This window comes from Bacillus cereus group sp. BfR-BA-01381 (genome assembly GCF_022663555.1).
GTDB classification, from domain to species: domain Bacteria; phylum Bacillota; class Bacilli; order Bacillales; family Bacillaceae_G; genus Bacillus_A; species Bacillus_A pacificus.
This window is the reverse complement of sequence record NZ_JAKUFR010000035.1, coordinates 1-19,941: the sequence shown is the minus strand read 5'-3', so window position 1 is coordinate 19,941 and position 19,941 is coordinate 1. Positions and strand designations below refer to the sequence as shown.

Here is a 19,941-nt window from a genome sequence, read left to right as displayed (position 1 = left end):
TTCTAAATAAAAAAGGCGAGCCCTCATTATGAGGATGCTCGCTTTTTTACTCTTTCATTTTAGACTTTAAATTTGTAACTAATTGATCTACTGTTACATTTGCAAGTACATTTTCCATCGCTTCTTGCGCTTGCATTAAAATAATTTCTAATACTGATTGAATATTAGCTCCTACTGGACATTCAATGTTGGGATTTTCATGGAAGGAAAATAGCTGTCCTTCTTCTACAACTTCCACTGCTTTATATACATCAAGTAATGTAATTTCTTCTAAATCACGAGCAAGTGTCGTACCACCTTTACCAGCTTGTACATCAACAAGTCCTGCTCTCTTCAACATTCCTGTAATGCGACGAATCACAACTGGATTTGTATTCACACTACCGGCAATCCATTCAGAGGTACAGCGAGAGTTTCGATCTATCGCAAGTAATGTCAACATATGAACACCTACTGTAAAACGACTACTAATTCCCATCTGCACACCCTCCTTTTTATTCATTCTATTAAAAGACGACTCTTATTATTATATACTATTTTTAATTTATACATAAAGAAAAAGCATGATTTCAACAGGAAATCATGCTTTTCTCTCATTATTGACGCTTTATAAATTTCGCTAAATCTTTAAATTTCACTTTGTCTGAGTAATTCATTACACCATTTACGTAAATGCGGCTTGTAATAGCACTTAATATACCGATTGTCGCTAAAAGAACCGCCATTGTTATCGTAATTTCTAATATACCAGCTTCACCAGCTACAAAGCGTGAGAATGTAATCATTGGGGTGAAGAACGGAACATAAGAACTTACAACAACAACAGTACTATTTGGATCACCTAGCGATTTAATACTTATAAAGAATGCTGCCATTATTAAAATCGATACTGGTAAAATAACACCTTGCAAATCCTCAGTCCTAGAAACAACCGCACCAGCAGCCGCATACATCATTGCATAAAGGAAATATCCCGTAACAAAATAAATAAGGAACATACCGATAACTTGTGCATCTATCTTTGTAAAATCAATTGGCGCTCCAAATAATGAACCGTTTTCTAAATCTACCCATCCTAGTAACCAAGGAACCAAATAACCACATGCCAATATGGCAAGTTGTAATAACGCCGTTGAAACAACCGCTAAGATTTTCGCATACATCATCGTCAGTGGTTTTACTTTCGGAATCATAACTTCCATAACGCGAGAAGCTTTTTCAGAAGCAATGTTCATCGCAATTGTACTTCCGAACATGACAATAAACATATACAAAGCAAATGTAAAGAAATATGCAATTCCTGCCGAAGCAGAACGATCTTTTATCGCTTCTTGTTTCACAGAAATTTCGGTTTGCAATTTCTGTGCAATTTCTGGTGAAACATTATGTTTAGCAATTGTTACCGCCGTATATTGTGCTTTTAAATAACTAGCTATAATTGTAGAAGTTGTTTCACTAGGTAACTTATTAAACATATACTTAACTTCTGGAACTCCATTCTTTTCCGTTACATGAAATAAACCATCCAGTTCACCATCTTCTACTTGTTTATGCAGTTTATCAAAGTCCCCTTTTGAACCGATAGTTATTTTTGCTGATGGTAATAGTTTCATTAATTCTTCTTTTTGTACTTTATATGTGGAACTCTCTGTCACAACTGCAATTTTATCTTTATCCTTATTTTTATCATTTTCTGAAGTAAAATGATTAAATGCAAAAATCCCAAACACAACTAAAAACAAAATCGCACTCGTAATTAATGATTTTTTAGATAAAAATGCTTCTCTAAAATAAAATGAAAATACATGAGAAAATTTACGCATCGTTATTTCGCCCTCTCTACAAAGATTTCGTTTAACGTCGGCTCTAACATCTTAAATTGTCGTAAGGTAACACCTTGTTCTTGTAATTGTTGTAAAATGTTTAGAGCTTCTGCATCATCTTGTACTCGCACATAAAGAAGGCCTTGTTGTTTTTCATACGATACATGTATAGATTCTAATCCCTTCTCATTCGCTTCTGTATCTTCAATCGTTAAATTACGGAAACCATATTCTTTTTTAATATCACTTAATTGGCCTTTTACGACTGCTTCACCTTTTTTCAAAATACATACATGTTGGCAAAAAGCCTCTACTTGTTCCATACGATGACTAGATAAAATAATTGTCTTTCCGCTCTGTACTTGTTCTTCAATAATGCTAGCTAACATTCCAGCATTCACTGGATCCAGTCCGCTAAATGGCTCATCTAAAATGAGAAGTTCTGGATTATGAAGAAGAGCAGCAATTAATTGAATTTTTTGCTGGTTCCCTTTTGAAAGCTCTCCTGCTGTTTTAAATTTATATTCTGGTATTGCTAATCGATCTAACCAGTGATCAATAGCAAGATCTACTTCTTTTTTCGTCATGCCTTCTAATCTACCAAAATATCGCAACTGGTCTATTACTCTACTTTTAGTATATAAACCTCTTTCTTCTGGTAAGTATCCTATCGTTACCCCACTAGTCCCAAATGTTTTTCCATCCCATGTAATAGAGCCTTCATTAGGCGTTAATAATCCGAGAAGCATTTTGATTGTCGTTGTTTTTCCTGCACCATTTCGTCCAAGTAATCCTAACACTTCACCTTTTGGTAACGAAATTTGCAAGCCGTTAACTGCTTTTGATTCCCCAAATTGTTTCGTTAAGTTTTGAATTTGTAAACTCAAAGTATAAAGCCTCCCCTTTATTATCATTCATACTCTCTTTCAAAGACTATGTTTATACAAGATAAAATATAGCACTACACTTCATCCTCTTAATATGTAACATCTCCTTAATCCATCATTTGTTCTATTTAGTTAAAATTGTAAATATTATCGCATGATTTGTCAATTATTATTGTCATTTCGACAATTAAACTTGTCAAAAAAATTCCCACTATTTTTTCTCATCTTTCTAATATAGGACATACTACTATATATACAAAAGACAATATGCAAATGTTCATACGAAAAATATTATTTTTCGATATATAATATTAACTGATTTTCTAACATCAAGGAGGATACATATGAAGATGAAGAGGGGCATTACCACTTTATTATCTGTAGCGGTTCTATCTACATCGCTTGTAGCATGTTCAGGAACACAAGAGAAAACAGTGGCGAAAGAAGAGAAAGTAAAATTAACAGACCAGCAATTAATGGCTGATTTATGGTATCAAACAGCCGGTGAAACAAAAGCACTGTACTACCAAGGATACAATATCGGTCAATTGAAGCTTGATGCAGCTCTTGCAAAAGGAACGGAGAAAAAACCCGCTATCGTACTTGATTTAGATGAAACTGTTTTAGATAACAGTCCTCATCAAGCAATGAGCGTAAAAACAGGAAAAGGCTATCCGTATAAATGGGATGATTGGATTAATAAGGCTGAAGCTGCTGCCCTTCCAGGTGCAATTGATTTCTTAAAATATACAGAGTCTAAAGGTGTAGATATTTACTACATCTCAAATCGTAAAACAAACCAACTAGATGCAACAATTAAAAACCTTGAGCGTGTAGGCGCTCCTCAAGCAACGAAAGAACATATATTACTACAAGACCCGAAAGAAAAAGGAAAAGAAAAACGCCGTGAACTCGTTTCTCAAACACATGATATCGTCTTATTCTTCGGTGATAACTTGTCTGATTTCACTGGTTTTGACGGAAAGTCTGTAAAGGACCGAAACCAAGCGGTAGCAGATTCAAAAGCACAATTTGGGGAGAAATTTATTATTTTCCCGAATCCAATGTATGGCGATTGGGAAGGTGCTTTATATGATTATGATTTCAAAAAATCAGATGCAGAAAAAGGTAAAATCCGCCATGACAACTTAAAATCATTTGATGCAAAGTAAAGAGGATGGCATTCACCATCCTCTTTACTTTGCATTCTCTGTTAAAGGCAAGATAAACACTTCCACACGTCTATTCTTTGCCTTTCCTTCTTGTGTATCGTTTGGAGCAATTGAACGGTATTCTCCGTAACCAATCGCACTAAATTTTTCTGGTTGTAATTCTTTATTTTGCAGTAATACTTGCATAAAATTAACTGCCCGCTGCGTACTTAATTCCCAATTCGATGCAAACTGTGCATTGGCAATTGGGACATTATCCGTATGACCGGATACTGTAATTTCACGGGGTGATGCTGAAACAAGTAAGCTAGACATCTCTTTTGCAATCCCTAAAGATTCTAATTTCACATCTGCTTTCCCGGAATCAAACAACACATTCTCTAATATTGTCACCATTAATCCCTTTTCAGTTAATTTAGTTTGAAAAGAAGAGGATAATTGTTTCTCATTAATATATTGATCAATCTTTTTTTGTAATGCTTTCAATTCATCCATTTCTTTTTTTTCTTTGGCTCTAGCTTCTTCTTGTTTTTTTGTTTGTTCTGCCTCAAGGCTACTCGCTGATAATTCCTTTTCATCATTTGGCTTCTGATCACTTAAAAATTCTTTGTTGCCTGTTCCACCGGCTAATTCACTTCGAAAAGCAACAGCCATCTGTTTAAACTTCGCAGCATCTATACTACTCATTGCGAATAAAACGATGAACAATGCAAATAACAACGTTAACATATCAGAATATGGAATTAACCAAGTTTCGTCGATATGCTCATCGTGTTTTTTCTTTTTGCCTCTTCTATTTTTCTTACTCCGCATTGTTTTCTGCTCCTTTTTCTAGCTTTTTACGCTCAGTTGCAGAAAGTGAACCTAAAATGCGGTTCTTCATAATAAACGGATATGTACCTTCTTGTAACATTAATAAACAATCAATGATTAAACGCTTTTTCTCGATTTCAGCTGCAGATTTTTGTTTTAACTTATTTGCAAATGGATGCCATAATACATAACCTGAGAAAATACCAAAAATCGTTGCAATAAACGCACCTGAAATAGCATGTCCTAACTTTTCAATATCTGTTAAATTGCCAAGTGCAGCTACAAGACCGATAACAGCACCTAAAACCCCTAATGTTGGTGCATACGTACCAGCTTGAGAAAAAATTGCCGCTCCCTTTGCATGCCTTTCTTCAATTGCTTCCAATTCGGCTTCTAGAATCTGTTCTAAATCTTCTGCAGATACGCCATCAATCACAAATTTCATACCACGCAAAAGAAATTCATCTTGAATTTTGTCTAATTGCTGCTCTAAAGACAAAATACCGTATTTTCTACTTTCTGATGTCCAATGAACAAACAATTCTAGCAACTGTTCATAACTCAAATCCTTTTTATTTGAACCAAAAAGAACTTTAAATAATTTTGGAACCCTTTTTAGTTGATTCATCGGAAATGCGATACATACTGCAGCAAATGTACCGATAAAAATAATTAATGCTGCGGCAGGATTCAATAAGGCATTTACGTCAGCGCCCTTGACGACCATCCCTACTACCACTGCTACAAATCCTAAAATAAGTCCAATAATTGTTGCAAAATCCATTCCCATTCACTCCTAGTCTATACAAGAAGTTCTTTATTCTCGATAATCGCTACATCTTCTTATGTATATATATTACATAAAAAATTCATTTCATGAAAGATAAGAAATGAATTAAATGAAAAAATACTACAATTTCACACATTTTCTGACATTTTCTTTGCATTTCTATTACGTTACGACTCTTATATTTCTTTTTCAGTAAACTAGACTTATAATAAAAAACGATACACATTTTATTAAGAAAGGACTGTGATTACAAGGCATCATGAAAAAGATAATTATTATTTCTGCCACTACTATTGTAATCGGTATCACTTCTTTCGCTTACTTTAGTTCTAAATCACCACTACAAAATAATGCGAAAGCTGTCGAAAGTCAACAGCATAGTAACCACCAAAAAGAAGAGATTCCTGCTTTTCCAAAAGCTGATCATAATGCAAAGAAGCTAGACAATGATTTTTCCGTTGTAACAAATCCAGAGTCTAATCTTGTATTAGTTAATAAACATCGAAAACTACCAGACGGATACACACCTGAAGACTTAACGAGACCAAACGTACCATTTACTAGTCCAAAAGATAAAGAAAAAACATTGCTGCGCAAAGATGCTGCAGATGCGCTTGAAAGTATGTTTGAAGCGGCAAAGAAAGAAGGACTTGAACTTACAGCTGTATCTGGTTATCGTTCATACAAACGCCAAAAATCATTACATGATACATACGTTAGACGTCAAGGAAAAGCTGAGGCGGATTCAGTAAGTGCCATTCCCGGTACGAGTGAACATCAAACTGGTTTAGCAATGGATATTAGTTCAAAATCTGCTAAATTCCAATTAGAGCCTATTTTTGGAGAGACAAACGAAGGTAAATGGGTTGCAAAGCATGCTCATGAATTTGGCTTTGTCATTCGTTATTTAGAAGATAAAACAGAAACAACAGAATATTCATATGAACCGTGGCACTTGCGCTACGTTGGAAATCCATACGCTACATACATATATAAACATCATTTAACATTAGAAGAGGCGATGGAAGACAAAAAATAAGAGAGCAATTTGCTCTCTTATTTTTCTTTCACTCTATCATTGTATTAGTTTTTTCTTCCACTCTTCAGGCCACGGTTCGCCTCTTCCCGTTTTTTTCGACGCTTGGACCATCATACCACGACCAACTAAGCAAACTTCTCCTTCTGCATTCTTCACCATATAATGCAAATCTAATGAAGAATTCCCAACTGATCCCGCTTTTACATACACCTTCAACTGTTCATCAAAATATATTTGCTTAATAAAATTACATTGTAAATCCGCAACAACAATCATCGTTTCTGAAGATTCATGCGTCCATTCTTGCATAAATCCAAGTTCTTTAAACAATGCGATACGCGCTTCTTCAAAATAGGTAAAGGCAACGACATTATTTACATGTCCAAACATATCTACTTCACCAAAACGAACCTTTACAGGATTGTAAAACGAAAAACCACTTTCCCATTGCTCAAAGTCTTCAATATAAGAAATCCTCTTCATTGTTCCCTCTCCTTTTCACTTCTAAATAAACAGAATAAACAGAAAAATACAGTTATAAATATTGCCCCTTCGAAATGAAGAGGCAATATTTTTTAATAGTTATTGTCGCTACCAAAGAAATCTTTGAACGATTGAATTGTTGTATCACGGTTTAACGCCGCAATTGAAGTTGTTAATGGAATACCCTTTGGACATGATTGCACACAGTTTTGAGAGTTACCACAGTTTGCAAGTCCTCCATCACCCATAATTGCACGTAAGCGATCTGCTTTATGCATTTCACCCGTTGGATGTGAGTTGAATAGACGAGCTTGTGATAACGGAGCTGGTCCAATAAAGTCCGATTTACTATTTACGTTTGGACATGATTCTAAGCAAACACCACATGTCATACATTTTGAAAGCTCATAAGCCCACTGACGTTTCTTCTCAGGCATTCTTGGCCCTGGTCCTAAGTCATACGTACCATCAATTGGAATCCAAGCTTTAACACGTTTTAGAGCATTAAACATGCGACTACGGTCAACTTGTAAGTCACGTACAACCGGGAATGTCTTCATCGGCTTTAAGCGAATTGGTTGTTCTAATTGATCGATAAGCGCTGTACATGATTGACGTGGTTTTCCGTTAATCACCATCGAACATGCACCACATACTTCCTCTAAACAGTTCATATCCCATGCAATCGGCGTCGTTTGATTTCCTTTTGAATCAACAGGATTACGACGAATTTCCATAAGCGCCGAAATAATATTCATATTCGGACGATACGGAATTTCAAACTCTTGGTCAAACGCTTGCGCATCTGGTCCGTCTTGTCTCGTAATGATGAGGCGGATTGTTTTCTCAGACATGTTGTTTATCCCCCTTCTCTTCACTCTTAGCAGCTACATCGTGTTTTGAAGAATAGTCACGTTTACGTGGTTTAATTAATGAAATATCCACGTCTTCGTAATGGAATGCCGGTGCATTTCCTTCTCCTTCAAATTTCGCCATCGTAGTTTTTAAGAAGTTTGCATCATCACGATTTGGGAATTCAGGTTTGTAATGCGCCCCACGGCTCTCATTACGGTTATATGCGCCAATTGTAATAACACGTGCTAATTCAAACATATTTGCAAGTTGGCGTGTAAATGAAGCACCTTGGTTGCTCCATCTCGCTGTATCGTTAATATTAATACGTTTGTAGCGAGCCATTAACTCTTCAATTTTTGCATCTGTTTCTAATAATTTTTTATTTTCACGAACTACTGTAACGTTATCTGTCATCCATTCTCCAAGCTCTTTATGAAGAACATACGCATTTTCATTACCATCGAGCGTTAAAATATTGTTAAATTTCTCTGTTTCGATTAATTCATTTTGTTCATACACAGTAGATGAAACAGCATCTGATGATTTAGAAAGACCTTTCATATATTCAATTGCATTTGGTCCTGCTACCATACCACCGTAAATTGCTGATAATAGTGAGTTCGCACCAAGACGGTTACCACCGTGCATAGAATAATCACACTCACCTGCTGCAAATAAACCTGGAATGCTTGTCATCTGCTTATAATCAACCCATAGCCCGCCCATTGAATAGTGAACAGCTGGGAAGATTTTCATTGGTAGTTTACGAGGATCGTCACCTGTAAATTTCTCATAGATTTCAATAATTCCACCAAGTTTAATATCTAGTTCTTTCGGATCTTTATGAGAAAGATCTAAGTACACCATGTTTTCACCGTTAATACCTAGTTTTTGCTCTACGCAAACATCAAAGATTTCACGCGTTGCGATATCACGAGGTACAAGGTTTCCGTAAGCCGGATATTTTTCTTCTAAGAAGTACCATGGTTTACCATCTTTATATGTCCAAACACGTCCACCTTCACCACGTGCAGATTCACTCATCAGACGTAATTTATCGTCTCCAGGAATTGCCGTTGGGTGAATTTGAATGAACTCACCGTTTGCATAATATGCGCCTTGTTGATATACAGCAGAAGCTGCTGTACCTGTATTGATAATGGAGTTTGTTGATTTTCCGAAGATGATACCAGGGCCCCCTGTTGCCATAATCACGGCATCAGCTCGGAAACTTCTAATCTCCATAGTTTGTAAGTCTTGTGCAACGATTCCTCGGCACACACCTTCATCATCAACAACAGCTCGTAAGAAATCCCAACCTTCATATTTCGTTACAAGTCCTGCTACTTCGTGACGACGTACTTGCTCATCTAATGCGTATAGTAATTGCTGTCCAGTTGTTGCACCAGCAAATGCTGTACGGTGATGTTGCGTTCCACCAAAACGACGGAAATCAAGAAGTCCTTCTTCCGTACGGTTGAACATAACACCCATACGGTCCATTAAATGAATGATACCAGGTGCTGCTTCACACATTGCTTTAACTGGTGGTTGGTTCGCTAAGAAGTCCCCACCATAAATTGTATCGTCAAAGTGGATCCATGGAGAATCCCCTTCACCTTTCGTATTTACGGCACCGTTAATTCCACCTTGGGCACATACAGAATGCGAACGTTTTACTGGTACTAAAGAGAACAGTTCAACATTTACTCCTGCTTCCGCCGCTTTAATCGTTGCCATTAAGCCAGCCAAGCCACCGCCGACTACTATAAGTTTCCCTTTCATGCTCTCCCACTCCTTACTGGTTTGCTAGCTGTGGATCGATGAACGCTAATAATGCACTCACACCTACATAAGATAGACCTAAGAAAATAGCTAATGTTACATAAGTAGAGATTCTTTGTGAACGTGGAGATACTGTAATTCCCCAGCTGATGCAGAATGTCCATAGTCCATTTGCAAAGTGGAAAATTGTTGAAACAACACCAACTAAGTAGAATGCAAACATAGCTGGATTGTTTAAAATATCTGCCATCATATCATAGTTTACCTCTTTACCTAACATTGCTTGAATACGAGTTTCCCAGACGTGCCAAGAAATGAAAATCAGTGTAACGATACCTGAAATTCTTTGGAAGACGAACATCCAGTTACGGAAATAACCGTAAGAAACCGCATTGTTCTTAGCTGTAAATGCAATATATAAGCCATATATAGCATGGTACAGTATTGGTAAAAAGATAATGAAAATTTCTAGCGCATACCGGAATGGAAGGAGCTCCATAAAGCCTGCAGCTTTGTTAAAAGCCTCTGCTCCTCGTGTTGCAAAGTTGTTTACAATTAAATGTTGCGTCAAAAAGACACCAACCGGGATGACCCCCATTAATGAGTGCCACTTACGAAACGTATACTCGCGGCCTTTCATGTCCCCATTACCCCCCTTGAATGATTGACTGCTGTTTTCAGATTAGTTTATGGCAATAATGTTTTTTCACTATTGGCATAAGAAAAACTGAAAAAATTATTCGAAATATTTCAGCATAATTTGATACCAAGTTCATTTTACTCCTATTTTTGTCGAAGCGTCAAGAAAACGTATACATAATTTGCATATAATTTGCCAATTCTTTTTTTCTTCTTATATATTCAGATTTTCCCAAAGAAAAATCTGTTTTTATAAATGAGAAATGTTATATAATAATCCCTATAGAAAGAGGGGAATATTGTGAGTAAAAATACAATCGATACAACATCTTTAGAAGATGTTTCATTGAACGCCTTCGCTTACGAATTGCTACGTGAAGAATTACTACCTGATTTAATCGGTAACGATCTAGATGGTATTTTATACTGGTCCGGTAGAAACCTTGCAAGAAAATATCCACTAGACACAATTGAAGAAGTCATTCAGTTCTTTGAAAAAGCTGGCTGGGGCACTTTAAGCATTATTGAACATAAGCGTCGTGAAATGCAGTTCCAACTTAAAGGCACACTCATCGCTGAACGTCAAAAACAAAAAAGACATTCTTCTTATCAATTAGAAGCTGGGTTCATCGCTGAACAAATTCAAAAGCAACGAAACGTCGTTGCAGAGTCCTACGAAGAAAAGAAAAAACGTTCAGACTCTATTACATTTCTTGTAAAATGGGATATAAAAGATCTCATTGAAGTGTAGCATTACCCGCAGTCAACTAGACATATCAGTTTAGTTGACTTTTTGCATTTTCATTCATTTGAATTTATTTTAAATCTTCAGAAATTATACCAAAAAATAGAAGACGTTGTAAACTACAACGTCTTCTTATCCGCTAAATAAGTATAAATCGTCTCTGCGACATTTTTCGGCATACCCGCTTCGACAAATTCTGTTACAGAAGCCTCTTTCATCTTTTTTAGCGATCCGAAATGTTTTAACAATATCTTTTTTCTTTTATCTCCAATTCCAGGAATATCATCTAATGCCGATTGAATGACAGATTTCCCGTGTAATTGACGATGAAATGTAATTGCAAATCGATGCACTTCATCTTGAATGCGCTGCAATAAATAAAATTCTTGGCTATTTCTCTCAAGCATCACAGGTTCAGGTGGATCCCCAATAATTAAATGCGATGTTTTATGTTTGTCATCTTTTACAAGACCTGCCATCGGAATATATAAACCGAGCTCATTTTCTAGAATATCACTTGCAGCCGCCAGATGACCTTTTCCGCCATCAATAATGATTAAATCTGGTAAAGGTAAGTTCTCTTTCAGTGCCCTTGTATAACGGCGTCTCACAACTTCTCTCATAGACTCATAATCATCTGGCCCTTGAACCGTTTTAATTTTATATTTCCTGTATTCTTTCTTAGCTGGTTTCCCATCAATAAAAGCAATCATTGCAGAAACAGGATTTGTGCCTTGAATATTTGAGTTATCAAACGCTTCAATACGATAAGGCGTTTCAATTCCAAGCTGCTTCCCTAAATTCTCCACAGCTTTAATCGTTCGCTCTTCATCGCGCTCAATTAAATAGAATTTCTCTTCCAAGGCAATCTTCGCATTTTTATTTGCCAGTTCTACAAGATCTTTTTTCTTACCACGTTTCGGCTGTGTCGCTTCTACTTCTAAAAAGCGTTCTACTAATTCTGAGTCTATACTTCCTGGAACGACAATTTCCTTCGGCTTAAAATGACTGCTGTTTTCATAAAATTGACCGATAAACGTTAAGAACCCCTCTTCTGGTTCATCGTAGATTGGAAACATAGAAACATCACGTTCGATTAGCTTTCCTTTTCGAACGAAGAAAACTTGAACACACATCCACCCTTTATCCACTGCATACCCAAACACATCACGATCCACTAAATCACTCATAATCATCTTTTGTTTTTCCATAATCGCATCGATATGAGCGATTTGATCACGTAACTCTTTTGCACGTTCAAACTCTAGTTTCTCTGAAGCTTCATACATTTTTGTTTCTAATTCTGAACGAACTTCTTTATGCCCACCATTTAAAAACTTAATAATTTCATCTACAATTTCTTTGTTTTGTTCTTCCGTCACTTCTTTCACACAGGGTGCTAAACATTGACCCATATGATAATATAAACAAACTTTATCGGGCATATTTGAGCACTTACGAAGCGGATACATACGATCTAGCAGTTTTTTCGTTTCATGAGCTGATTGTGCATTCGGATAAGGGCCAAAATACTTTCCCTTATCCTTTTTTACATTTCGCGTAATAAGTAATCGTGGTTGTTTCTCAGCTGTAATTTTAATAAAAGGATATGTTTTATCATCTTTTAATTGAATGTTATATTTTGGATCATGCTTTTTTATTAAGTTCAACTCTAAAATGAGAGCCTCTAGATTTGAGGAGGTTACAATATATTCAAAATCTACAATTTCTCCTACTAGCCGAAGTGTTTTCCCGTCATGCGAACCAGTAAAGTACGAGCGCACTCGATTTTTAAGCACTTTTGCCTTTCCGACATATATAACCGTTCCTTGCTTATCTTTCATTAAATAACAACCAGGTTGATCTGGTAAAATAGCCAATTTTTCTTTTAAATGTTCGTGCACTCGTTACCCTCCATTTCTACATGCTTAGCATTTTTATTTTCACATGAAAACATACTATGCCAAAACACCCAACATACGTTCTTTTATTGTAACGGAAAGGTGTAAAAAAGGAAAATAAAAAAAGCTACCAAATGGTAGCCCTTTTATTTTAGAAGTGTTTAGAAACTAATTCTACTAACGCTTCTTTCGGTTTGTAACCTAACGCTTGATCAACTACTTTACCGTCTTTTAATACGAAAAGAGCTGGAATGCTCATTACTTCGAATTGACGAGCAGTTTCTTGATTTTCATCCACGTCTACTTTTACTACTTTTACTTTTTCGCCTAGTTCTGCATCAATTTCCTCTAATACAGGAGCGATCATTTTACAAGGTCCACACCAAGGTGCCCAGAAATCTAATAATACAACACCTTCGCTAGTTTCAGCTGCGAAGCTTTGGTCATTTGCGTTTACAATTGCCATTTTATTTCCTCCTTCAAGTATATTCTACCAAGAGTATATCATTAACTTATATACGTGGCGAATAATATGTATCGTTATGTATTGTAACAAAAAAGTGTTCCTTTATACTATATAAAAATACGGATTACATACTAAAAAGATGAGAGACAGGGGATCTCTCACCTTTTTCTATATATAGGGGTACTTCACTTGGAACTCAAGGGTACTCAAATCATGAATGTACTTTTAACTTTTTAAACTCTTCTGTTAAAAGAGGTACGACTTCAAATAGATCGCCAACAATACCGTAGTCAGCTACTTTGAAAATACTTGCTTCTGGGTCTTTATTAATCGCAACGATTATTTTTGAGTTAGACATACCAGCTAAATGCTGAATCGCTCCAGAAATACCACATGCAATGTATAAGTCTGGCGTAACAACTTTACCAGTTTGACCAATTTGTAATGAGTAATCGCAATACTCAGCGTCACAAGCACCACGAGATGCTCCAACAGCGCCGCCTAATACGTCAGCTAACTCTTTTAATGGCTTGAATCCTTCTTCACTCTTCACACCGCGTCCGCCAGCGATAATAACTTTTGCTTCAGAAAGATCAACGCCTTCTGCCGTCTTACGGACGACATCTTGAATGATTGTACGTAAGTCTTTCACATCTACTGTAATAGAAGACACGTCACCACTGCGAGACTCATCTTTTTCAAGCGTTGCGATGTTATTTGGACGCACTGTCGCAAATAAGATGCCGTCTGTTACAATCTTCTTCTCAAATGCTTTACCAGAGTAAATTGGACGAGTAAAGATAACATTTCCACCTTCAACTTCTAAAGCAGTTACGTCAGAAACTAGACCAGCTTCAAGCTTCGCTGCTAATTTTGGTGATAAATCTTTACCAAGTGCTGTATGTCCAAATACAATACCTTCTGGATTTTCTTCAGCATATACAGCTAAAAATGCTTGTGCATACCCATCAGATGTATATGATTTTAATTTATCATTTTCAACTGTCACAACGCGATCTGCACCGTAATGAATCAACTCATTTGCAAAAGAGGCAACGCTGTCTCCAACTAGAAGACCTACTACTTCACCGCCTTCTGCAATTGTTTTTGCTGCTGCTACCGCTTCAAATGAAACGTTACGTAGCGATCCATCACGAACTTCACCCATTACTAATACTTTACGAGCCATAGATTTTCCCTCCTGCATATATAATTTCGTATTTTATTAGATTACTTTCGCTTCTGTATGGAGCAACGATACAAGTTCTTTTACTTGATCTTGCAGCTCGCCTTGTAACACTTTTCCTGCATCTTTCTTAGGAGGCAAATAGATTTCAATTGTTTTTGTCTTTGCTTCCACATCATCTTCTTCTAAATCTAAATCATCTAATTCTAATTCTTCTAGTGGCTTTTTCTTCGCTTTCATAATACCTGGAAGCGATGGATAACGTGGTTCATTTAAACCTTGTTGTGCTGTTACTAAAACTGGCAATGAAGTTTCAATCACTTCTGTATCGCCTTCAACATCACGCTCAATCTTCACGTTTTTACCGTCAATTACAAGTTTTGTAATTGTCGTTACATACGGAATATTTAACGCTTCAGCTACACGCGGGCCAACTTGTCCAGATGCACCATCAATTGCAACGTTTCCGCCTAAAATTAAATCTGCATCTTTATCTTTTAAATACTCAGCAAGCACTTTTGCAGTCGTGAACTGGTCACCATTTTCTACATCATCTTCAATATTAATTAATACCGCTTTATCGCAGCCCATCGCTAACGCCGTACGAAGTTCTTTCTCGCTATCTTCGCCACCAACTGTTACGACAGTAACTTCTCCACCTTGTGCGTCTCTTACTTGAATTGCTTCTTCAATTGCATATTCATCGTAAGGGTTGATGATGAATTCCGCTTCGCCATCGTAAATTGCACCGTTTTTAATTACGATTTTTTCTTCTGTATCAAATGTTCGTTTCATGAGTACGTAGATGTTCATTCCATTTACCCCCTTGTTTTTCAGAAAGATTCTATCAATTCTAATTTTCTGTTAATTTATATTAAAAAAATAATTGAACTACCTGCCGCTAAATGAAGGCTTACGTTTTTCTAAAAACGCCGCTACACCTTCTCTTCCATCTTCACTCGTAAATACTTCACCAAAGATTTGAGCTTCGCGTTGTACACCTTCATAATAATGAGACGATTTCGTCGTTTGCAATAACTCTAGTACAGCACGAGTCGTCGCTGGGCTTTTTCCAGCAATCTGTTTTGCAACTTTAAGCGTATCATCTAAAAATGTTTCTTCAGCAAAAACTCCGTTAACTAGTCCCCATTTTAATGCTTCTGCACCAGTAATCGGTGTACTTGTTAACATCATTTCACAAGCTTTTGCTTTCCCAACATAACGCGGTAATCGCTGTGTACCTGCAAATCCAGGAATTAATCCAAGTGTTAATTCAGGTAAACCAAGTTTTGCACTTTCAGTTGCAAAGCGCATGTGGCAAGACATAGCAAACTCAAGGCCGCCGCCAAGTGCCGCTCCATGAATTGCCGCGATAACTGGTTTTGAACATTTTTCAACGCGCTCAAACGTAACTTGTCCAAGCTGCGCTAATTCAGTCGCTTGTTTCGCTTCAGTAACAGATGTAAATTCTTTAATATCTGCTCCCGCCGAGAAGAAGCGCCCTTCACCGTGAATAACAACAACACGAATGTTATCATCCTTCTCCACTTGATCAATTAATTCAGTAACGTCATGCATAACTTGTGAAGACATCGCGTTAGCTGGCGCATGATTTAACGTAGCCACCGCGATATGATCTTCAACTCTTACAGATAGGAATTTCAACATGATCCCTCCCATTATTGACGATAACCACAAGCTGCAATAAGTAGCCCATGTACCGTTTTTGAAAGTGCGACCAGATCATACTTATGATCGCTCATTACCCAATTGGTCACAACTTCATCTACTGTTCCAAAGATCATTTGTCTTGCCACGCGAACATTTAAATCTGCTTGGAATTCACCTTGCTTTATACCTGTCTCTAAAATCTCATCCATAACTTGTAAGTAGCCTTTTAATACTTCATTTATTTTCAGGCGTAAGTCTTGATTGGACTGTCTTAGCTCTAATTGCGTAACGATAGCAAGAGGATCATTTTGCGACAACAGCAAGAAGTGCGTTTCTACCAACATGAATAACTTCGATACAGCGCTTTCAATTCCTGCTGTTTTTTGACGAATTGTTTCGACAAATTCTCCCATCTTCTCTTGGAATAAGGATATTAATATATCTTCTTTATTTTTAAAATATAAATAAATCGTGCCATCAGCTACCCCAGCTTGCTTTGCTATTTTAGAAACTTGCGCTTGGTGGTACCCGTTCTCCGCAATCACAATGACTGCCGCATCAATAATTTGATTGTATTTCGGTCTATTTTTCTTCACTTTACTGTCCCCTTCAAGAAGATGACTGAATGAATAGTCATTCATATTCTTATAATACTGACTATTTAGAAAAGTGTCAATCCTATTTTTTCAAAAAGAAAGGGCCTTAGCCCGTTTGCTCATCCTCATTCTTTCTTTTCTCTTCATCAATTAGGACACGGCGCAAAATTTTTCCGACTGTCGTTTTAGGCAGTTCATCTCTAAACTCATATACTTTCGGCACTTTATAGGCCGCTAAATATTTACGAGCAAACTGATTTAATTCTTCCTCAGAACACTCCGTACCTTCTTTTAACACAATAAACGCTTTAACTGTCTCTCCTCGGTATGGATCGGGAACTCCAATCGTCACTACTTCTTGCACTTTTTCATGCTCATATAATACTTCTTCTACTTCACGAGGATACACATTAAATCCACTCGCAACAATCATATCTTTCTTACGATCTTTCACATAGAAAAAGCCATCTTCATCCATGTAGCCAACGTCCCCTGTATGGAGCCATCCATCTTGCAGTACAGCTGCTGTTTCTTCTGGCTTATTCCAATACCCTTTCATAATTTGAGGACCTTTTACAACAATTTCACCGATTTCTCCCGGTGGTAATGCCTCACCAGTTTCAAGCGACATAATCATTGCTTCTGTATCTGGCCACGGAACTCCAATGCTACCTGGCACTCGCTTTTCCCATAAAAAATTACTATGTGTAACTGGAGATGATTCTGTTAAACCATATCCCTCTACTAGTTTGCCCCCTGTAACTGTTTCGAACTTTTCCTGTACTTCTACTGGCAGTGGTGCTGATCCACTAATACAAGCACGAATAGAAGATATATCGTATTCTTTTAAAAGCGGGCTATTTAAAAGAGCGATATAAATAGTTGGTGCCCCTGGAAATAATGTCACTTTATGCTTCTTAATCGCTTCAAAAACCATTTTCATATCAAATTTTGGAATAAGAACCATTTTATATCCTTGCATAATACTTAAATTCATGACAGCCGTCATGCCGTACACGTGGAAAAATGGAAGAACCCCAAGAACGACTTCTTCTCCTTCTTTGCAATTATATAACCATTGAACTCCCATCAAAGTGTTAGAAACGAGGTTTTTATGCGTTAACATAACGCCTTTCGGAAATCCGGTTGTTCCTCCTGTGTACTGTAAAAGAGCTAGATCATTTTCAGGATCACAAGGCACTTCAACATCCGTATTCACTTCTTTTTCTACTGAATTCCAAAGATGAATCGTTTCACTCTCTGATACTTTCACAACTAAATTCGACTGTTTTTTCTGCACAAATGGATACAATAGATTTTTAGGGAAGGGTAAAAAGTCCGCAATACGCGTTACGATAATATGCTCAATTTTTGTAGCAGATTGAACATTCGTTACTCTTGGAAATACTAAATCGAGGCAAAGAATTACTTTTGCTCCCGAGTCATGAAGCTGATATTCTAATTCTCTTTCTGTATATAGTGGATTTGTTTGTACTACGATACCTCCTGCAAGTAATGTACCGTAATAACCAATTACAGCTTGCGGACAGTTCGGCAACATAATAGCAACTCGATCACCCTTTTCCACACCGAGCTTTTGAAGATAATTTGCAAACCTCTTCACCTTATCATGAAAGTCTGAAAATGTAATATTCTTCCCTAAAAAGTGAAGCGCTTTCTTTTCTGGGTAGCGAGAAGCCATCTGTTCTACATATTTATGAAGCGGCTGAATATCATAAGAAATCGTACTTGGAATTTCCTCTGGATAATTTTTCAACCATGGTTTTTCCACCTTCATTCCCCCTTCGAATACATAAAAAATAAATGAATGTTCATTCATGAGGTTGTTTTCATTATATTATAGTCACCACAACGTTACAATCATAATATTCTGACTTTTACATAACTATGCTTTACTTCATTAACTTCTTATTATATGTATAAACTCTCCTAATCTAAAAAAGTAAGAGAGTTATTATTTAGCTTAATCTTATTATCGTTAACACAGCTCCTGGTGTAGTTGTTGATAGTGTTGCAACAGCTAACACGCCAAATAGTTGCAAACTAATGGCATCTCCTGCTGCAAGAGTTGTAATAATTGTTGCGCTAAATGATGTCGTTGCTAACGCAGGAGCATTGATCGTTCCAGCAAGTGGTGCTCCATTAATTGTAATCCGTGAACTGACTAATAATGAAGCCGTTATATTAATCGTATATGAAATATAATAATTCCCAGCATTTGCAACCGTAAATACTGTATTTCCACCAGAAACAGTAATTCCGGGACCAATGTTTTGATTATTTGGAAGCGGAACATTCGTTCCACCAAGAAGTACTGATATCGCTGTTCCTGACGTATTATTTGCAAATGCATATGTCGCCGTGATACTTGTACCTGTAGCTCCGGTTGCCCCCGTTGAGCCTGTTGGACCTGTTGGACCTGTTGAGCCCGTTATTCCTGTCGCCCCGGTTGGACCTGTTGATCCTGTTATTCCTGTCGCTCCCGTTGGACCCGTTGATCCTGTTATTCCTGTTATTCCTGTCGCTCCTGTTGGGCCCGTTGCTCCCGTTGGTCCTGTCGCTCCCGTTGGCCCTGTTGCCCCCGTTCTTCCCGTCGCTCCGGTTGGTCCTGTTGCCCCCGTTGATCCTGTTGATCCCGTTATTCCCGTTGCTCCCGTTGAACCTGTTACTCCCGTCGCTCCTGTTGATCCTGTTGATCCTGTTGATCCTGTTGATCCTGTTATTCCCGTCGCCCCGGTTGGACCTGTTGCTCCGGTTGGGCCTGTTATTCCCGTTGCTCCCGTTGAACCTGTTGATCCCGTTATTCCCGTCGCTCCCGTTGGACCTGTCGCCCCGGTTGGACCCGTTGATCCTGTTGCTCCGGTTGGGCCCGTTGCTCCCGTTGGGCCTGTCGCTCCCGTTATTCCTGTTACTCCGGTTGGGCCTGTTGCTCCCGTTACTCCCGTCACTCCGGTTGGACCCGTTGATCCTGTTATTCCTGTCGCTCCGGTTGGGCCCGTTGCTCCTGTTATTCCTGTCGCTCCGGTTGGGCCCGTTGCTCCCGTTGGACCTGTTGCTCCCGTTGCTCCC

Annotated in this window: 20 protein-coding genes; 3 read left to right on the top strand and 17 right to left on the bottom strand. The window is 37.6% G+C overall.

Annotated features, from left to right (window positions below):
* Positions 1 to 46: 46 nt before the first annotated feature.
* The 3 genes from MR079_RS14010 to MR079_RS14000 all read right to left on the bottom strand — a co-directional run bounded on the left by MR079_RS14010 (position 47) and on the right by MR079_RS14000 (position 2,710).
* On the bottom strand, positions 47 to 478 hold the full coding sequence (locus MR079_RS14010) for an Rrf2 family transcriptional regulator (RefSeq protein WP_000512998.1): 432 nt from the start codon (positions 476 to 478) through the stop codon (positions 47 to 49).
* Positions 479 to 596: 118 nt separating this feature from the next.
* On the bottom strand, positions 597 to 1,823 hold the full coding sequence (locus MR079_RS14005; protein ID WP_242294161.1) for an ABC transporter permease: 1,227 nt from the start codon (positions 1,821 to 1,823) through the stop codon (positions 597 to 599).
* 2 nt (positions 1,824 to 1,825) lie between these two features.
* Positions 1,826 to 2,710 (bottom strand): ABC transporter ATP-binding protein, encoded by an 885-nt coding sequence (locus MR079_RS14000; protein WP_242294160.1) that lies wholly within the window; start codon positions 2,708 to 2,710, stop codon positions 1,826 to 1,828.
* Positions 2,711 to 3,054: 344 nt separating this feature from the next.
* Here MR079_RS14000 and MR079_RS13995 point away from each other — a divergent pair, with 344 nt between their 5' ends.
* A complete protein-coding gene (locus tag MR079_RS13995) occupies positions 3,055 to 3,882 on the top strand; it encodes a 5'-nucleotidase, lipoprotein e(P4) family (protein WP_242294159.1) in 828 nt (275 codons plus the stop codon).
* A 24-nt stretch (positions 3,883 to 3,906) separates the two neighbouring features.
* On the opposite strand, the gene motB is transcribed toward MR079_RS13995, so the two are convergent.
* Positions 3,907 to 4,695: a flagellar motor protein MotB gene (gene motB / locus MR079_RS13990; RefSeq protein ID WP_087954168.1), complete on the bottom strand. Its 789-nt coding sequence runs from the start codon at positions 4,693 to 4,695 to the stop codon at positions 3,907 to 3,909.
* Entirely contained in the window at positions 4,685 to 5,479 is a 795-nt protein-coding gene (gene motA / locus MR079_RS13985; RefSeq protein WP_087954167.1) for a flagellar motor stator protein MotA, read from the bottom strand. Before motA ends, motB begins: the two co-directional genes overlap by 11 nt.
* Positions 5,480 to 5,744: 265 nt before the next feature.
* Between motA and MR079_RS13980 the strand changes: the two genes are divergently transcribed.
* Positions 5,745 to 6,524, top strand: coding sequence for a M15 family metallopeptidase (locus MR079_RS13980; protein ID WP_000720209.1), 780 nt, complete (start codon positions 5,745 to 5,747; stop codon positions 6,522 to 6,524).
* A gap of 36 nt (positions 6,525 to 6,560) precedes the next feature.
* Here MR079_RS13980 and MR079_RS13975 read toward each other — a convergent pair whose 3' ends face one another.
* The 4 genes from MR079_RS13975 to sdhC form a co-directional block, all read right to left on the bottom strand.
* Positions 6,561 to 7,007 (bottom strand): acyl-CoA thioesterase, encoded by a 447-nt coding sequence (locus tag MR079_RS13975; RefSeq protein ID WP_000822739.1) that lies wholly within the window; start codon positions 7,005 to 7,007, stop codon positions 6,561 to 6,563.
* Positions 7,008 to 7,099: 92 nt separating this feature from the next.
* Positions 7,100 to 7,861 (bottom strand): succinate dehydrogenase iron-sulfur subunit, encoded by a 762-nt coding sequence (sdhB, locus tag MR079_RS13970; RefSeq protein ID WP_001291827.1) that lies wholly within the window; start codon positions 7,859 to 7,861, stop codon positions 7,100 to 7,102.
* Positions 7,854 to 9,647 carry a succinate dehydrogenase flavoprotein subunit gene (gene sdhA, locus MR079_RS13965; RefSeq protein ID WP_000676754.1) on the bottom strand — a complete coding sequence of 598 codons (1,794 nt, stop codon included), beginning with the start codon at positions 9,645 to 9,647 and terminating at the stop codon, positions 7,854 to 7,856. Before sdhA ends, sdhB begins: the two co-directional genes overlap by 8 nt.
* 13 nt (positions 9,648 to 9,660) lie before the next feature.
* A complete protein-coding gene (gene sdhC, locus MR079_RS13960; protein WP_000678354.1) occupies positions 9,661 to 10,287 on the bottom strand; it encodes a succinate dehydrogenase cytochrome B558 in 627 nt (208 codons plus the stop codon).
* A 300-nt stretch (positions 10,288 to 10,587) separates the two neighbouring features.
* On the opposite strand from sdhC, the gene MR079_RS13955 reads away from it, so the two are divergent.
* Complete coding sequence (locus MR079_RS13955) at positions 10,588 to 11,037, top strand: YslB family protein (protein WP_000042220.1); 450 nt, start codon at positions 10,588 to 10,590, stop codon at positions 11,035 to 11,037.
* 113 nt (positions 11,038 to 11,150) lie between these two features.
* On the opposite strand, the gene uvrC is transcribed toward MR079_RS13955, so the two are convergent.
* From uvrC to MR079_RS13915, 8 genes are all read right to left on the bottom strand, one after another.
* Entirely contained in the window at positions 11,151 to 12,935 is a 1,785-nt protein-coding gene (gene uvrC, locus MR079_RS13950) for an excinuclease ABC subunit C (RefSeq protein ID WP_000544276.1), read from the bottom strand.
* A gap of 148 nt (positions 12,936 to 13,083) precedes the next feature.
* The gene (gene trxA, locus MR079_RS13945) at positions 13,084 to 13,398 is read right to left on the bottom strand and encodes a thioredoxin (RefSeq protein ID WP_001018943.1); all 315 of its coding nucleotides are present in this window, start codon (positions 13,396 to 13,398) and stop codon (positions 13,084 to 13,086) included.
* A gap of 211 nt (positions 13,399 to 13,609) precedes the next feature.
* Positions 13,610 to 14,587, bottom strand: coding sequence for an electron transfer flavoprotein subunit alpha (etfA, locus tag MR079_RS13940; RefSeq protein WP_000101965.1), 978 nt, complete (start codon positions 14,585 to 14,587; stop codon positions 13,610 to 13,612).
* 36 nt (positions 14,588 to 14,623) lie between these two features.
* On the bottom strand, positions 14,624 to 15,397 hold the full coding sequence (gene etfB / locus MR079_RS13935) for an electron transfer flavoprotein subunit beta (RefSeq protein WP_074615408.1): 774 nt from the start codon (positions 15,395 to 15,397) through the stop codon (positions 14,624 to 14,626).
* A gap of 78 nt (positions 15,398 to 15,475) precedes the next feature.
* Positions 15,476 to 16,252 (bottom strand): enoyl-CoA hydratase, encoded by a 777-nt coding sequence (locus tag MR079_RS13930; protein WP_000911295.1) that lies wholly within the window; start codon positions 16,250 to 16,252, stop codon positions 15,476 to 15,478.
* An 11-nt stretch (positions 16,253 to 16,263) separates the two neighbouring features.
* Positions 16,264 to 16,851, bottom strand: a complete 588-nt coding sequence (locus MR079_RS13925) for a TetR/AcrR family transcriptional regulator (protein ID WP_000742223.1) — start codon at positions 16,849 to 16,851, stop codon at positions 16,264 to 16,266.
* Between the two features lie 106 nt (positions 16,852 to 16,957).
* Positions 16,958 to 18,643 (bottom strand): long-chain-fatty-acid--CoA ligase, encoded by a 1,686-nt coding sequence (locus MR079_RS13920; protein ID WP_139303026.1) that lies wholly within the window; start codon positions 18,641 to 18,643, stop codon positions 16,958 to 16,960.
* 187 nt (positions 18,644 to 18,830) lie between these two features.
* Positions 18,831 to 19,941: BclA C-terminal domain-containing protein (locus tag MR079_RS13915; RefSeq protein ID WP_242294158.1), on the bottom strand; the 1,111-nt coding region annotated here is incomplete at its 5' end.

Coding starts and splice junctions, on each gene's coding strand:
- MR079_RS14010 (WP_000512998.1), bottom strand. CDS start 478: ATGGGAATTAGTAGTCGTTTTACAGTAGGTGTTCATATGTTGACATTA.
- MR079_RS14005 (WP_242294161.1), bottom strand. CDS start 1,823: ATGCGTAAATTTTCTCATGTATTTTCATTTTATTTTAGAGAAGCATTT.
- MR079_RS13995 (WP_242294159.1), top strand. CDS start 3,055: ATGAAGATGAAGAGGGGCATTACCACTTTATTATCTGTAGCGGTTCTA.
- motB (WP_087954168.1), bottom strand. CDS start 4,695: ATGCGGAGTAAGAAAAATAGAAGAGGCAAAAAGAAAAAACACGATGAG.
- motA (WP_087954167.1), bottom strand. CDS start 5,479: ATGGATTTTGCAACAATTATTGGACTTATTTTAGGATTTGTAGCAGTG.
- MR079_RS13980 (WP_000720209.1), top strand. CDS start 5,745: ATGAAAAAGATAATTATTATTTCTGCCACTACTATTGTAATCGGTATC.
- MR079_RS13975 (WP_000822739.1), bottom strand. CDS start 7,007: ATGAAGAGGATTTCTTATATTGAAGACTTTGAGCAATGGGAAAGTGGT.
- sdhB (WP_001291827.1), bottom strand. CDS start 7,861: ATGTCTGAGAAAACAATCCGCCTCATCATTACGAGACAAGACGGACCA.
- sdhA (WP_000676754.1), bottom strand. CDS start 9,647: ATGAAAGGGAAACTTATAGTAGTCGGCGGTGGCTTGGCTGGCTTAATG.
- sdhC (WP_000678354.1), bottom strand. CDS start 10,287: ATGAAAGGCCGCGAGTATACGTTTCGTAAGTGGCACTCATTAATGGGG.
- trxA (WP_001018943.1), bottom strand. CDS start 13,398: ATGGCAATTGTAAACGCAAATGACCAAAGCTTCGCAGCTGAAACTAGC.
- etfA (WP_000101965.1), bottom strand. CDS start 14,587: ATGGCTCGTAAAGTATTAGTAATGGGTGAAGTTCGTGATGGATCGCTA.
- etfB (WP_074615408.1), bottom strand. CDS start 15,397: ATGAACATCTACGTACTCATGAAACGAACATTTGATACAGAAGAAAAA.
- MR079_RS13930 (WP_000911295.1), bottom strand. CDS start 16,252: ATGTTGAAATTCCTATCTGTAAGAGTTGAAGATCATATCGCGGTGGCT.